The organism is Rothia sp. HC945 (assembly GCF_051370785.1).
Lineage (GTDB): Bacteria > Actinomycetota > Actinomycetes > Actinomycetales > Micrococcaceae > Rothia.
The window spans coordinates 233,624-247,127 of sequence record NZ_JBFCSN010000003.1 but is presented as its reverse complement, the minus strand read 5'-3'; the positions used below and the strand labels follow the sequence as shown (position 1 = coordinate 247,127).

Sequence of the window (13,504 nt, the reverse complement as noted above, 5' to 3'; positions counted from 1 at the left end):
CGCGAACTCGGGCCGTCAACTAGCCACGAAGTACATCCTCTTGTTGACGAACTCGTCCATTCCGAGAGGCCCGAGTTCGCGGCCGTATCCGGAGTTCTTGACCCCGCCGAACGGGAGCTCCGCGCCCTCGCCGCCCGGAACATTCACGCTGGCCATGCCGACTTCGAGTCGCTGAGCCACGGCCTGGGCCCGTTGCGAGTCGGTCGAGAAAACGCATCCACCCAGGCCGTAACGGGAATCATTGGCGAGCCGCACGGCGTCGTCGTCCGAGTCGACCTTGTACACCACGGCCACCGGGCCGAAAAGCTCCTCATAGTACGTCTCGGAGCCCGGAGTGATTCCGGTGATGACGGCGGGGGAGAAGTAGGCCGAGGAATCGTCCCGCAGCTTCCCGCCTACGTGAAGGGTCGCCCCTTCGGAGACCGCCTTCCCGACTTGTTGCTCGAGTTTCTCCGCTGCACTTCGCGAGGACAGGGGCGAGTAGACCTGAGGCGACTCATCGCTGGGATCGCCCGGTTCCATGGCCGACGCCAGGGCGACGAGTTCCTCCACGAACTCGTCGTAGACCTCGCCTGCGACGATCATGCGTTTGTTCGAATCGCACGCTTGGCCCGTGTTGTACATGCGGGTTTCCCACGCGGTCTGGGCGGCCTCTTTGACATCGTCGGTATCCAGGATGATGTACGGGTCGGATCCGCCCAGTTCCAGAACCGCTTTCTTGAGATGCTGGCCCGCCGTGGCGGCGACCGTGCTGCCGGCCCGTTCGGACCCGGTCAGAGAGACCCCCTGGATGCGCGAATCGCCGATGATGTCGGAGGCCTGATCGTGGGTGATGAAGACGTTGTTGTAGACCCCTTCGGGGATTCCGGCGTCGTCCATGATCTGCTGGATGGCCCGGGCAGACCGCGGGCAGATCTCGGCGTGCTTGAGAAGGATCGCGTTGCCCAGCACCAGGTTGGGAGCAGCGAACCGCGCCACCTGGTAGTAGGGGAAATTCCACGGCATGATGCCCAGCAGGACGCCGATCGGCAGTCGCTGGATATAGGCCTTGCCCTCGGATTCCGTCGGGATTTCCTGGTCGGCGGCGAAGCGTGGTCCGTTGTCCGCGTAGTACTCGAAGATTTCGCCGCAGTACTCCGCTTCCTCACGGCCTTCGTTGACGGGCTTGCCCATCTCTTCGGCAATGATTTCGGCGAGGGCGTCCTGGCGCTCGGTGAACAGCTCGCCCACGCGCCGGACGACGTCGGCCCTCTCTTCGAGGCTTTTCGCCTGCCAGTCCCGGTATGCGGCATCGGCGCGGCTCAGGGTCTGTTCGACCTCCTCGTCGCCGATGGTCCCGAAGGTCTCTTCGATCTCGTTCGTCTTGGGGTTCTGGACCCGGAAACCTGGTGAATCGTTCATCATTCAAGCCTCTCTTCGAGATTCTGAGGACGCGCCGAGAGCGTCTTGGAGCGTCGGCACGGACGCCGTCGCTGATGTCGGGGGTGTGCCCTAGGCTACATTCCTTATCGTAGGCGGGCCTTCGCCTCGGCTGTCAACGGTGGCAATCCCGTGCGGGTCCGTGGCCCGAGGTGGCAGTATTGTGCGGGTTTGACGGGCACAAGCGCACGAATCTGCCACCTCGCGCAGGGATGTGCACGGGATTGCCACCTCAGGGGGAGGTCTCCGACGACGCCGGGTTCTGGGGCGGTGTGCGAGGCCCCGGGGTGCTACGAGACGCATCTGGGGTCGTTTCCGGGATGAGCCTAGGTCGCTGTTGAGTGGCGGTTACCAGATTGAGTGGCGTTCTCCCCCGATAGGTGGTGCTTCAACCGCCACGCAACGAGGGGGAACGCCGCCGAATCGGGTAGCCCCCTCCCCATGGGCATCCGCTGGGCATTCGCCAGTGCCCGACGACCACCAACACCCCGCACCACCAACACCCCCCCCCACACACACCAGCCTCGGGCGCGTACGGTGGTGGTTCATGCTGCTCCTGGCGGTCCTGCCCCCCCAGTTCATCGGCCGCATGGTTCACAACCACCGCGTGGGTCGTGAGGAGGAGGGTGCCCCTGCAACAGTTAACGAGCACGCAACGGCAAGAATCAGGCAGGATGGCCCCCATGCACCACGCGACGTACGTGATTGAGACACCGGACGGCGACCGTGAATTCGCCCGGACGACGTCGGTCGCGGACTACTTGCTGGACAGGGGCTTCGCGAATTCCGATCGGGAGCCCCGTTGGCACCTCATGTGGTGCCTGGAGCGCATGGATCCGGGCGACCCGATCGACGTCGGCGAGGCCCGGGTGCATCTCATTCGGGGGTGACGATCAGCTCGAATTCGACGACGTCCACGGGGTCGTCGCCGTTCAGACCGCGGTAGTGGGTGTCCAGGGCCGAGTGGAGCTCGCGCAGGTCGGCGAATCCGTCCTTGCGCGCATGGTCTTCGGTGAGCTCCTTTCGTCTCAGGGTCGTGACCCCGCGGACCGTGCCATCGAGTGACCTGGTCTCCCCGGATTCCTTCTCGAAGACAATCCGGGCCGGACCGACGGAGAAGGGGTCATCGACCCGGATCGTCTGGGTCTTCTCCCCCGAACGAATCGATTCCTCGTAGCCTTCCCACATGTAGATCGTCTGTGCACTCTCGAGGCGGCTCGGGTCGAAGGCGTGGGGAAGCAACTCGGCTGCGGTGCGCGTTTCCAAGCCGTTGTGCCCGCGGATCACGAATTCAATGCGCGGTTCGATGTCGTGAAAAACCTGGCGACATTTCCCACACGGCGGGATGACCTCGTCCCGTGGCCCAGACACCGCGACGACGCCGACCACAGGGTCATCCGGGATGGTGGAGGCGTGCCGGGCCAATGCGGAGATTTCCCCGCACGGACCGCCCAGGAAATGAAAGGCATTGATTCCCAGCACCGTCCGACCGGATGCCGTCAGAAGAGCTGCGGAAACGGTGTGATCGGTGCCGTCGTGAAAATGACGGGCATGATCCCGAGCGGATGACACCAGGTTTCGAAAGGCGGAGGAAATCATGCATCCACGATATCGTGACCGTCAACGCGAAATGGCGGAAGGGCGGGGTAAATAGGAGATCCTTCCGGGAGGATTCCCGCCACTGATATATAGCACGGCAATCTGGTACATTCTGCGGAACGTTTAGTTGAACGATGCAAGTAATTCGAGTGAACCGTGGGTCACGGTGCGAATTTGTACAGATCTTATGGGAGACAGTATTCCGTCAGTCTGTTTATACTCAGGTGTTGGCAGACACATTTTTTTTGAGGAGGGTCACATGAAAGCGCGTGTTCTGACTTTGAGTGCGGCGGTCGTCGCTCTCGCGCTGGCCGGTTGCGGCCAGGATGACAATGGTGGATCCGATTCGTCGGGCTCGGCCTCGGCATCATCGTCCAGTTCGTCCGGCAGCTCGGGTTCGTCGTCGGGCGGCTCGGGCGACTCGTCGGGTAGCGACGGGGCCAACGGCGCCGCGGGCGCCAATGGTGGTGACGGTGCCAATGGTGGCGACGCCGCGAACGGTGGTGACGACGCCAATGGTGGTGACGGTGCCAACGGTGGTGACGGTGCCAACGGTGGCGACGCCGCCAACGGTGGCCAGGGTGCCGAGGGTGCCGAGGGCGGCAGCGGTGCTGATGGCGCCAACGGCGGCGAAGGTGCTGCCGGTGACGATGCTGCCGCCGGTGGCGACCAGTCCGGTGCCGCCGGTTCGGGTGAAGATGCCGCCAACGCCGAGGCTGCGGCCCAGCTGGACGATTACTGGGGTACCGGTGGTCAGTGCACCATCGACTGGACCTCGTCCGAGCCCTACAGCCTTTCGACCGATCGCCTGGTGAAGTCCTACTGCGCTTCCAACGGCATGGGCGAACTGTCCGATGGGTACGACCCGCTGGCCGGGATCCAGTACCCCGTCGAGCAGTAAGGGAACGCGCGCTGATCACGATCAGCCGCAGAAGGGCCCCCGCGGTGCACCGCGGGGGCCCTTCTGCGTCTCTGCAAGTCCAGACCGTGGAATCTCCTACCGAGTCCGGAGAGGGGTCTACTCGATCTCGACCACCACGGGCAGGTGGTCCGAGGCGCCTTTGCCCTTGCGTTCCTCGCGGTCGTACCGCGCGCCGGTGACCCGTTGGGCCAGAGCGGGGGAGTAGAGCTGGAAGTCGATCCGCATGCCTTCGTTCTTTGGGAAGCGCAGGGACGTGTAGTCCCAATATGTGTAGTCCTTTTCGCCCTGAGTGTAGGGTCGGGCGACGTCGGTCATCCCCGCATCCTTCATGAATGAGTAGAAGGCGGCGCGTTCCGGGTCGGTCACGTGCGTCATCTGATTCTCGCGGAAGAAGTCGATGTCCCAGACGTCGTCGTCCTGGGGAGCGACGTTCCAGTCCCCGACCAGCGCCAGCTGTGCCTCGGGATTCTCGGCGAGCCATTTTTGCGTGTTCTCCCGCAGGACCTTGAGCCACTCGAGCTTGTACGCCATGTGCGGGTCGTCCAGGCCCCGCCCATTCGGGACGTAGAGGCTCCAGACGCGGATCCCGCCGCAGGTCGCGGCGATCGCCCGTGCCTCCTGGACCTCTTCCTTGCCCGGTTTGCCGAACGCGGGCTGGCCGGGGAAGGTGCGTTCGACGTCGTCGAGACCCACCCGGGAGGCGATGGCGACGCCGTTCCACTGGTTGAGCCCGAAATGGGCGACGTCGTACCCGAGACGCTCGAACACCGTGAACGGGAAGTTCTCGTCCTTGGCCTTGGTTTCCTGGATCGCCAGAACGTCCACGTCCGAACGGTCCAGCCAGGCCTCGACGCGGTCGGCGCGGGCACGAATCGAGTTCACATTCCAGGTCGCAATTCTCATGCTCACCAGGCTACCGGCTTGCGCGGAATCGAACCGGAGCGACGGGTTTGGGGTGAGCTCGCGCCCAGGCTAGCGTGATGGTGAGCACATTCTGGTCCGGGCGGCGCGACGTCGCCGGACCGCGACCCATCGTGGAAAGCAGGACCATGTCCGAACAGTCGAATCCCCAGCAGCCCTCCTCGACCGGCCAGGTCTCCTCCGGTGCCGCCCCGACGCCGCCGACGTCGCCTTTCCGCCCGGATGTCCTGGCCGGGCAGAGCATCCTGGTGACGGGCGGAGGGAGCGGCTTGGGCAAGGGCGTGGCGAAGCATTTCGCCGAGCACGGGGCGACGGTCCACATCTGGGGTCGCCGCGAGAGCGTCCTGACGGAAGCGGCGCAGGAGATCGAGGAGTCGGCCCGGGTGGGCGGCGCGGTGCACTTCCAGACCGTCGATGTTCGGGACCCGGACGCCGTCGACGCCGCCGTCGAAGAGATCTGGGCGCAACACGGGCCGCTCACCGCCGCGATGAACAACGCTGCGGGGAATTTCATCGCCCAGACCAAGGATCTGAGCCCTCGGGGATTCCAGGCCATCACCGACACGGTCATGAAGGGGTCCTACAACGTGACCCACTCCGTCGGGCGTCGCTGGATCGAACAGGGGCTCCCGGGCAATATCCTGTCGACCCTCGTCAGCTGGGTCTATACAGGCTCCGCCTACGTGGTCCCCTCGGCGATGGCCAAGTCCGCGGTGCACGCGATGACCATGTCCCTGGCCGTTGAATGGGCCAAGTACGGGATCCGTCTCAACGCGATAGCTCCCGGCCCCATCCCGACGGAGTTCACCTCTGTTGTGCTGAGTTCCAACAAGGATGGCCAAGGGGCTATGACCGACGTCGAGTCCGTGCCCGCGCGCCGCGTCGGAACCGTCGAGGAGATGGGGAACCTGGGCATTTTCCTGCTATCCGGGTCCTGCGACTACATCACGGGCCAAACCATCACGATGGACGGCGGTCAGGTATTGGCCGGCCCTTCGACGTTCTCCGCGCTCACCGATCTCGACGATGCCGACTGGGCCGAGATTGCGGAAAAGGGCAAGAAGGCCGCGGCGGAATCCAAGAAACAGCGGAACACCTGAACGCGCCGATGTTACGCGGCCGGTGGGTTGCGCACTGGCACGGCTCGAAGCCGCTCGATAGCCTGTGACGTGGAACACGAATTGCGTGCGGGGTCGACCCCCGTGGGAAGGAGTCCTCGAGCATGGCCGATGGACAGGTCCAGGAACTCACACATTTCGTCGGGGGTCGCGAGACACCGGGGACTTCGGGGCGCTTTGGGGACGTGTACGATCCCAGCACCGGTCGGGTCACGGCCAAGGTTCCGCTCGCGACAACCGACGAGGTCGACGCAGCGGTCCGCAACGCCAAGGAGGCGCAGAAGGGCTGGGCCGCGACCAACCCGCAGAAGCGGGCGCGCATCCTGGGGAAATTCGTGAACCTCGCGAATGAGCACGCGGACGAGATCGCGGAGGCGCTGTCCCGTGAACACGGCAAGACCGTCCCGGACTCCCACGGTGACCTCCAGCGGGGTCTGGACGTCGTCGAGTTCGCGATGGGTGCACCGCACCTGCTCAAAGGGGAATTCAGCGACTCGGTGGGCACGGGCATCGACGTCTACTCGATGCGGCAGCCACTCGGCGTCGTCGCCGGTATCACTCCTTTCAATTTCCCGGCCATGATCCCGCTGTGGAAGGCCGGACCAGCCATCGCCGCGGGCAACGCCTTCGTGCTCAAGCCCTCGGAACGCGACCCGTCCGTCCCCTTGATCCTGGCCCGCCTCTGGAAGGAAGCGGGCCTGCCGGACGGGATCTTCACCGTGGTCAACGGGGACAAGGAATCGGTGGATGCTCTGCTGGACAACCCGGACATCGAGGCCGTCGGATTCGTCGGCTCGACGCCGATCGCCCAGAGCATCTACGAGCACGCAGCCCGGAAGGGCAAACGGGCCCAGTGCTTCGGCGGGGCCAAGAACCACATGATCATCATGCCGGACGCCGATCTGGATCAGGCCGCCGACGCCCTGATCGGCGCGGCCTTCGGATCCGCGGGAGAGCGCTGTATGGCGATCTCCGTGGCCGTGCCGGTCGGCGAGAAGACCGCGGACGCGTTGATGGACAAGCTCACGGAGAGGGCCTCGAAACTCCGCGTCGGCCCGTCCCTCGAGGAATCCTCGGACTTCGGCCCGCTGGTCTCGGCGGCGGCCAAGGAGCGGGTCGAGTCGGCCATCGCCCAGGGCGTCGAGGCCGGCGCTGAATTGGTCCTCGACGGCAGGGGCGCCCGGGTCGCAGGCCACGAGGAAGGGTTCTTCGTGGGCCCGACTTTGTTCGACCGGGTCACCCCGGACATGGACGTCTACCGTGAGGAAATCTTCGGACCTGTGCTGTCCGTACTGCGGGCCGCCGACTTCGAGGAGGCCCTCGAGCTCCCCACCCGACACGAATACGGAAACGGCGTCTCGATCTTCACCCGTGACGGGGACACCGCACGCGAGTTTGCCCGCCAGGTCGACGTCGGCATGGTCGGAGTCAACGTGCCGATCCCGGTTCCGATCGCGTACTACACCTTCGGTGGCTGGAAGGCTTCGGGCTTCGGCGACCTCAACCAGCACGGCCCCGATGCCTTCCGCTTCTACACCAAGACCAAGACGGTGACCCAGCGGTGGCCTTCCGGGATCAAGGAAGGCGCCAGTTTCGTCATGCCGACCGGAAACTGACGCGCGGGCGGGGTCATGGACCGGCGTCGTCGGACAACCGGCCCCGCGCACAGTTGCCCACTACTGAATCGTTGCAGGAGGAGAATTCATGGCCGATCAGCCTCAGGAACCCAGCGTCCTGGCCGAAATTCGGGGACACCTCGGGCTCGTCACCCTCAACCGCCCCCGCGCGGTCAACGCGCTCAACGTCGAGATGATCCAGCTCATCAACCGCGCGCTCGACGAGTTCGAGGCCGACGCCAACGTCACGTCCGTGGCCATTGTCGGCTCGGGGGACAGGGGGCTGTGCTCTGGCGGTGACGTCGTCGCCCTCTACAAGGCGGCCAGCGGCGGCGACGAGGCGATGGGTATCGACTTCTTCCGTCAGGAGTACGACTTCGATTACCGGATCTCACGCCTCTCGAAACCCTACGTTGCAGTGATGAACGGGTTGGTTCTGGGCGGAGGCATTGGCCTGTCCGTTCCCGGGTCGCACAGGATCGCCACCGACACGACCCGTACCGGTATGCCAGAGACTGGCATCGGTTTCTCGCCCGACGTCGGGGGCCTCAATTACCTGTCCCACGCACCGGGCCAGGCGGGCCGGCACATGGCGTTGACGGGGCTCCACGTGGACGGGGCGGACGCCGTTCACGCAGGCCTCGCCGACTTCTACGTCCCCGACGCCTCGATCGGCGACCTGCTCGCGGCGCTCGAGGGCATCGAGAACCCGGGGGAGGTTGCCACCACGATCCAGGAGTTCGGCGTCGAGCCTCCGGAATCCGGGCTCGAGGCGGCGAGCCGGTGGATCGACGAGGACTACGCCGCCGAGACGGCCGAGGAAATCCTGCACAACCTCGAGGCCAGGGTCGAGAAGGAACCCGAGAACGAACTCGCCGCCAAGGCCCTCAAGGCACTGCGCCGGAACAGTCCCACCGGGATGAAAACCGCGCTCGAGGGGCTCGCTCGCGCCGCCGACCAGTCTCTCGCGGAGACCCTTATTCAAGACTTCCGCACCAGCGGAAACGCGTTGTTTGCCCACGACATGGCCGAGGGCATTCGCGCACAAGTGATCGACAAGGATCGCAACCCCCAGTGGCAGCCGCAGGCGCTCGAGGACGTGGACCGGGAGCTCGTGCTGAGCTTCTTCGGGCCCGTGCCCGGCTACGACGACCTGCAACTGCCCCGTTGAAGGAGAATTGGCATGAAGATCGCATTTCTTGGCCTGGGAAACATGGGCGGCCACATGGCGAGGAACCTCAAGGAGGCGGGCTACGACGTCGTGGCCTACGACCTCGTGGACGAGGCTCGCCGCGCAACGGAGCGTGACGGGATCGAGATCTCCGCGTCGGGCGAGGAAGCCGCGGCCGGAGCGGACGTCGTCATCACGATGTTCCCCGCCGGCAAGCACGTCATCTCCGCCTACCGGGGCGAGAACAATGACGGCTTGCTCTCGGCGGCACCCGAGAACACCCTGTTCATCGACTGCTCGACCATCAGCGTGGACGAGGCGCGAGAAGCCGCTGGCCTGGTGCACGACGCCGGGCATCGTGCGCTGGACGCCCCGGTTTCGGGCGGAACCGCGGGGGCCGAGAACGGGACGCTGACGTTCATGGTTGGTGGGCCGCAGGAGAACTTCGACGCCGCCCATCCGTTGTTCGATGCGATGGGCAAGAAAGTGGTCCACTGCGGCGACAACGGGGCAGGCCAGGCGGCGAAATGCTGCAACAACATGTTGTTGGCGATCACCACAATCGGTGCGTGCGAAGCCTTCACCCTGGGTGAGAGGCTCGGCCTGACGGACCAGGCGCTGTTTGACGTGATGTCCACGTCCGCCGCGCAGTGCTGGTCCGTGACCACGAACTGCCCGGTCCCCGGACCGGTTCCCACCAACCCGGCCAGCAACGAGTACAAACCCGGGTTCGCTACGGCACTGATGGCCAAGGACCTGGGACTCGCCGTGTCCGCCCTGGAGTCCACCGGGACCGAGGCTTCATTCGGTCGCGCGGCCCACGAGGCGTACACGAAGTTCCTGGACGAGGGACACGGTGACCTCGACTTTTCTGCAATCATCCGAACGATGGGAGAGAACCAAGCATGAGCGAACAGACAGCATCCCAGGATTCGGGACAACACGAGGGCGTGATCCGGACCGAGACGCGCGACGGCGTCGGCGTGATTCGGCTCAACCGGCCGAAGGCCCTCAACGCGCTGAACTACGACACCATGGTGGCGGTCGTGGACGCCGCCGAAGCCTGGGAACGGGACGAGAACATTTCGGCCATCGTGCTGACCGGGTCCGAGAAAGCATTTGCCGCGGGCGCGGACATCAAGGAGATGTCTTCCAAAAGCTATACCGAGATGTACCAGAGCGACTGGTTCGCCCAGTGGCAGAGGCTCACCCAGGTGCGGCTCCCGGTGATCGCCGCGGTCAACGGGTATGCGCTCGGGGGCGGCTGCGAGCTCGCGATGATGTGCGACATCATCGTCGCCGGTGAGGGCGCGAAATTCGGTCAGCCGGAAATCAACCTCGGTGTCATTCCCGGTATGGGCGGGTCCCAGCGACTGACCCGCGCCGTGGGCAAGGCCAAAGCCATGGACATGATCTTGACCGCCCGGAACATCGGCGCCGACGAGGCCGAGCGGGCGGGTCTGGTTTCGCGGGTCGTCGCGGACGACGCCGTGGTCGACACCGCCCTGCAGATCGCGGACACGATCGCGCAGAAGTCTCGGCCAGCGGCCATGATCGCGAAGGAAGCGGTCGGGGCGGCCTTTGAAACGCCCCTCGCCCAGGGGCTCACCTTCGAACGGCGGGTCTTCCACTCGCTCTTCGCGACCGAGGACCAGAAAGAAGGCATGGCGGCCTTCGCCGAACGCCGCGACCCGACGTTCAAGAACAGGTAACCCCTCCGCGAGGTGGCAGCGTGGTGCGGGTCCGGCCGGGTCCGTCCCACGAGGTGGCAGCGTGGTGCGGTTTTGTGCACGGGAGTGCCGTCTCGGCGGCTCGGCCGTACATGGTTGTCACGTCGCCACCTCGCCGCGAGACCGCCTGACACGGTGACCCGCTGACGACCTGGCGGGTTGGTTCCGGGCATCGCCGTCGTGATCCGGGTAGACGACGCCGATCTGCCGGCGGATCCCGTCGAGCATCTCCATCTGCGCGATCGTGTCATCCCACGGCATGATCGGCGATTCGAGAGCACCTTCCTGGATGCACCGCGTCGCTTCACGCATTTCGTACGAGTAGCCCCGCCCGACCAGCGGCCACGACTCCTCGCGCACGGAACCTTGGGAGTCCGTCACGGTGAAGGACTGCGCCTGGTGCATGGGGGATCCGATGGTGATGAAGCCGTCGTGCCCTGAGATCACCGCCTGCCGAGGCCCCTGCGAGACCAGCGAGATCGTCATCTGTGCGGCGGATTTCTCGAAAGTCCCCGTGATCTGCGTCAGGGCGTCGACGTTTCCGCGTTTGATCGTCTGCGCCGTGAACCCTGTCGGACGACCGAGGGCCAGCCACGGCCAATGCAGGACGTAGCAGGCCATGTCCAGGAGCCCGCCCCCGCCGGCATCCTCGCGCCACAGCCGGTGCGACTTGTCGGCGGGACCCCGGAAGCCCAAGTCGGCCTGGACCCACCGTGGCATCCCGATTTCGCCGGCCTCCAGTAGCTCGGACACGCGGGCACGCAGAGGGTGGAAACGTGTCCAGAGCCCCTCCATCACAAAGACGCCCTTCTCGCGGGCGGCATCGAGGACTTCCCGGGCTTCGTTTTCCGTGATCGTGAAGGCCTTTTCGCACACGATGTTTTTGCCGGCGCGGATGGCTTCGAGCATGTTGGAGTGGTGCTGGCCGTGGGGCGTTGCGATGTAGACGACGTCGACGTCGGGGTCGGCAAGGAGCTTCTCGTACCCGGTGCGGGCATCGTCGTCGGCATAGGCCCGTTCGACGCCGAAGTCCGTGGCGAATTCGTCGGCACTGGCCTGGGAGCGGGACGAGACGCCGATCAGCCGAGCGTCCTCCAGAGCCGCGATGTCCGGGGTGACCTTTCGCGCGATGGCGCCCGTCGCGACGATGCCCCATCCGAGGGTCCGGCCGGTTGCTTCGAGGGGGTTCCGTGTCTCTGCCATGCATCCATCCTAGGCACAGCGCGTATCCGGCGTCGGGAGTCTGCCGGTGTTCGGTAGCCGGCCGGCGGCCGGTGCCGGGCCGCGGCGGGTGGTCTCACGGGCCAGCGGCCCGGGGCGGTCGCAACGCATCCGCCCCGGGCCGTCTGTGGGGCACCCGGGATGACCGTGTGAGCGATCCGGGCTGCCGCGTGGGTGACCCGGGCTGCCGCGTGGGTGACCCGGCTATCCGATCAAGGTCAGGCGGCCGGACCGCGAGGGGCCCTGCCCGATCCGCTGGATCTCTGCGAGCCGACGAGGACAAGGACGGCGTCGACGACGACGAAGGCCACGAGCGGGATCCCCACCAGCGGCAGGAACCAACCGACCGCAGCGGCCGGAACGCCGACGACGAGCCAACCCCACCAGGGTGCGTCTCGGAGCCCAGGCGTCGGAGTCTTGAGACGAGGCCACTTCGGGCGCCGCTTGAACCACATCCAATACCCGGTCACGACCATGCCGGCGATGCCGATCGCGATCACGAACAGCACCACCTGATTGAGCAGACCGAACCAGAGACCCATGTGGATGTCGATTCCCCACCGGGCCAACTTCGCGGGCAGAGAGTAGTCGTCCTGGAAGGAGACTTTGTCGACCTGGTTGTACGTCACCGGATCGATCGTCACGCTGTCCACCTGGGTCGGGTAGTGCCGGTCGATCTCCTGGACGGTCCATGCCGTGTCCTTTGAGGCCGAGGGCACGATTTCGACCCGGTTCGAGTCGATACCCAGACGACGGGCGGCTCGGAGGATGGCGTCGTGTCCGGAGTCCACGGGCATGCTCGCGGCGGCGTCACCGGCAGGAGCGTCCGCGTGGCCGGCATGTCCCGCGTGTCCCGCGTGTTCGTCGGCGGGGGCTTGCTCACCCGACAACGACGTCGAGGCCTTCGGCGTCGACCAATCCAGCGCGGCCCGCAACTGGGTCACGTGTTCGCCCGCATGGCCCGACCACGTGATACCGGTTGCCGAGAGGAACACCATGGCGACCATGAGCCCCAGACCGGCCGAGTAGTGCCAGCTCAGCAGCCGCTTCCGCCCACGCGCGTCGGGCAACGGCAACGTGGCTTCCCGGATCGCGCGTCGTCGTGCGTAGCCGGCGCGCAGACGACGCGTCAGCTGGGGTACCCAGAGAATGAGCCCGCCGACAGCGATCAACCACATCCACGACGCCGCGAACTCGGAATACAGTCGCCCGGGATCGCCCAGATGGAGGTCGCGGTGGAGCTGGTCGATCCATGTTCGGAGCGGAAGCGCCCCCGACGAGCCATAGGTGATCAGGTCGCCCCGTATTTCGCCGTCGGCAGGGCTCACGAAGACCGTGCGTCGGTCGGATTCTGATGAGCCTTCGGGCGGGGTGAACATCACGCGGGTCGTAGCTCCCGGTTCGGGAGCGGGCCGGACGGCCACGAGCGCCGGAGGCTCGGAATCCTTCGCCTCGGTGCGGACGTGGTTCGTGGCGCGCCGCACCTGTTCGTCCAGGGGGAGATTCTGCTCTGACGAGCCGGCATGCAGCTCATGGGAGTAGAGCATGCCCTCCAGCTGGGGAGCGAGCGCGTACAACGCGCCCGACAAGGCGGCGACCAGGATGAACGGGCCGACGATCAACCCGGCGAAGAAATGCAGCCGACGGATCATGGCCCGGAACCAGCCGGTTCGCCGTCGGGGTGGAGAGGTGGTTTCGTGACCCGATGTTGGGTGTGGTGTATCCAAGGTTTTCACTGTGTTCCTCACGTTCGGTGCGCGTTTCGGCGCACGCAGAATGGCGCCGGG

The 13,504-nt window shown here is 65.7% G+C and carries 12 protein-coding genes; 7 read left to right on the top strand and 5 right to left on the bottom strand.

Features of this window, described 5'->3' with window-relative positions; all coding sequences use genetic code 11:
* Positions 1 to 15: 15 nt before the first annotated feature.
* Positions 16 to 1,401 carry an NAD-dependent succinate-semialdehyde dehydrogenase gene (locus tag AB0Y14_RS11085; protein ID WP_436589344.1) on the bottom strand — a complete coding sequence of 462 codons (1,386 nt, stop codon included), beginning with the start codon at positions 1,399 to 1,401 and terminating at the stop codon, positions 16 to 18.
* Positions 1,402 to 2,093: 692 nt separating this feature from the next.
* On the opposite strand from AB0Y14_RS11085, the gene AB0Y14_RS11080 reads away from it, so the two are divergent.
* A complete protein-coding gene (locus tag AB0Y14_RS11080; protein ID WP_436589318.1) occupies positions 2,094 to 2,309 on the top strand; it encodes a hypothetical protein in 216 nt (71 codons plus the stop codon).
* On the opposite strand, the gene AB0Y14_RS11075 is transcribed toward AB0Y14_RS11080, so the two are convergent.
* The gene (locus AB0Y14_RS11075; protein ID WP_436589317.1) at positions 2,296 to 3,018 is read right to left on the bottom strand and encodes an ASCH domain-containing protein; all 723 of its coding nucleotides are present in this window, start codon (positions 3,016 to 3,018) and stop codon (positions 2,296 to 2,298) included. The two genes, AB0Y14_RS11080 and AB0Y14_RS11075, sit on opposite strands and share 14 nt — an antisense overlap.
* A 259-nt stretch (positions 3,019 to 3,277) precedes the next feature.
* On the opposite strand from AB0Y14_RS11075, the gene AB0Y14_RS11070 reads away from it, so the two are divergent.
* On the top strand, positions 3,278 to 3,919 hold the full coding sequence (locus AB0Y14_RS11070; protein WP_436589316.1) for a hypothetical protein: 642 nt from the start codon (positions 3,278 to 3,280) through the stop codon (positions 3,917 to 3,919).
* 117 nt (positions 3,920 to 4,036) lie between these two features.
* Here the strand turns inward: AB0Y14_RS11070 and AB0Y14_RS11065 are convergent, their stop codons facing one another.
* Complete coding sequence (locus AB0Y14_RS11065; RefSeq protein WP_436589315.1) at positions 4,037 to 4,843, bottom strand: exodeoxyribonuclease III; 807 nt, start codon at positions 4,841 to 4,843, stop codon at positions 4,037 to 4,039.
* Positions 4,844 to 4,920: 77 nt separating this feature from the next.
* On the opposite strand from AB0Y14_RS11065, the gene AB0Y14_RS11060 reads away from it, so the two are divergent.
* From AB0Y14_RS11060 to AB0Y14_RS11040, 5 genes are all read left to right on the top strand, one after another.
* Positions 4,921 to 5,961, top strand: coding sequence for an SDR family oxidoreductase (locus AB0Y14_RS11060; RefSeq protein ID WP_436589314.1), 1,041 nt, complete (start codon positions 4,921 to 4,923; stop codon positions 5,959 to 5,961).
* A gap of 122 nt (positions 5,962 to 6,083) precedes the next feature.
* Positions 6,084 to 7,595 (top strand): CoA-acylating methylmalonate-semialdehyde dehydrogenase, encoded by a 1,512-nt coding sequence (locus tag AB0Y14_RS11055; protein WP_436589313.1) that lies wholly within the window; start codon positions 6,084 to 6,086, stop codon positions 7,593 to 7,595.
* Between the two features lie 88 nt (positions 7,596 to 7,683).
* A complete protein-coding gene (locus AB0Y14_RS11050; protein ID WP_436589312.1) occupies positions 7,684 to 8,766 on the top strand; it encodes an enoyl-CoA hydratase/isomerase family protein in 1,083 nt (360 codons plus the stop codon).
* 12 nt (positions 8,767 to 8,778) lie between these two features.
* Complete coding sequence (gene mmsB / locus AB0Y14_RS11045) at positions 8,779 to 9,675, top strand: 3-hydroxyisobutyrate dehydrogenase (RefSeq protein ID WP_436589311.1); 897 nt, start codon at positions 8,779 to 8,781, stop codon at positions 9,673 to 9,675.
* Positions 9,672 to 10,478, top strand: coding sequence for an enoyl-CoA hydratase (locus tag AB0Y14_RS11040; protein WP_436589310.1), 807 nt, complete (start codon positions 9,672 to 9,674; stop codon positions 10,476 to 10,478). The genes mmsB and AB0Y14_RS11040 overlap by 4 nt, the downstream gene beginning before the upstream one ends.
* A gap of 117 nt (positions 10,479 to 10,595) precedes the next feature.
* On the opposite strand, the gene AB0Y14_RS11035 is transcribed toward AB0Y14_RS11040, so the two are convergent.
* Positions 10,596 to 11,699 (bottom strand): Gfo/Idh/MocA family protein, encoded by a 1,104-nt coding sequence (locus AB0Y14_RS11035; protein WP_436589309.1) that lies wholly within the window; start codon positions 11,697 to 11,699, stop codon positions 10,596 to 10,598.
* 236 nt (positions 11,700 to 11,935) lie between these two features.
* Positions 11,936 to 13,369 carry a PepSY-associated TM helix domain-containing protein gene (locus tag AB0Y14_RS11030; RefSeq protein WP_436589308.1) on the bottom strand — a complete coding sequence of 478 codons (1,434 nt, stop codon included), beginning with the start codon at positions 13,367 to 13,369 and terminating at the stop codon, positions 11,936 to 11,938.
* Positions 13,370 to 13,504 lie beyond the last annotated feature (135 nt).

What these genes read in the sequence shown, in the direction of transcription:
- AB0Y14_RS11080 (WP_436589318.1), top strand. Translation starts at nt 2,094, where the DNA reads ATGGCCCCCATGCACCACGCGACGTACGTGATTGAGACACCGGACGGC.
- AB0Y14_RS11075 (WP_436589317.1), bottom strand. Translation starts at nt 3,018, where the DNA reads ATGATTTCCTCCGCCTTTCGAAACCTGGTGTCATCCGCTCGGGATCAT.
- AB0Y14_RS11070 (WP_436589316.1), top strand. Translation starts at nt 3,278, where the DNA reads ATGAAAGCGCGTGTTCTGACTTTGAGTGCGGCGGTCGTCGCTCTCGCG.
- AB0Y14_RS11030 (WP_436589308.1), bottom strand. Translation starts at nt 13,369, where the DNA reads ATGATCCGTCGGCTGCATTTCTTCGCCGGGTTGATCGTCGGCCCGTTC.
- AB0Y14_RS11060 (WP_436589314.1), top strand. Translation starts at nt 4,921, where the DNA reads ATGGTGAGCACATTCTGGTCCGGGCGGCGCGACGTCGCCGGACCGCGA.
- AB0Y14_RS11065 (WP_436589315.1), bottom strand. Translation starts at nt 4,843, where the DNA reads ATGAGAATTGCGACCTGGAATGTGAACTCGATTCGTGCCCGCGCCGAC.
- AB0Y14_RS11055 (WP_436589313.1), top strand. Translation starts at nt 6,084, where the DNA reads ATGGCCGATGGACAGGTCCAGGAACTCACACATTTCGTCGGGGGTCGC.
- AB0Y14_RS11085 (WP_436589344.1), bottom strand. Translation starts at nt 1,401, where the DNA reads ATGAACGATTCACCAGGTTTCCGGGTCCAGAACCCCAAGACGAACGAG.
- mmsB (WP_436589311.1), top strand. Translation starts at nt 8,779, where the DNA reads ATGAAGATCGCATTTCTTGGCCTGGGAAACATGGGCGGCCACATGGCG.
- AB0Y14_RS11040 (WP_436589310.1), top strand. Translation starts at nt 9,672, where the DNA reads ATGAGCGAACAGACAGCATCCCAGGATTCGGGACAACACGAGGGCGTG.
- AB0Y14_RS11035 (WP_436589309.1), bottom strand. Translation starts at nt 11,699, where the DNA reads ATGGCAGAGACACGGAACCCCCTCGAAGCAACCGGCCGGACCCTCGGA.
- AB0Y14_RS11050 (WP_436589312.1), top strand. Translation starts at nt 7,684, where the DNA reads ATGGCCGATCAGCCTCAGGAACCCAGCGTCCTGGCCGAAATTCGGGGA.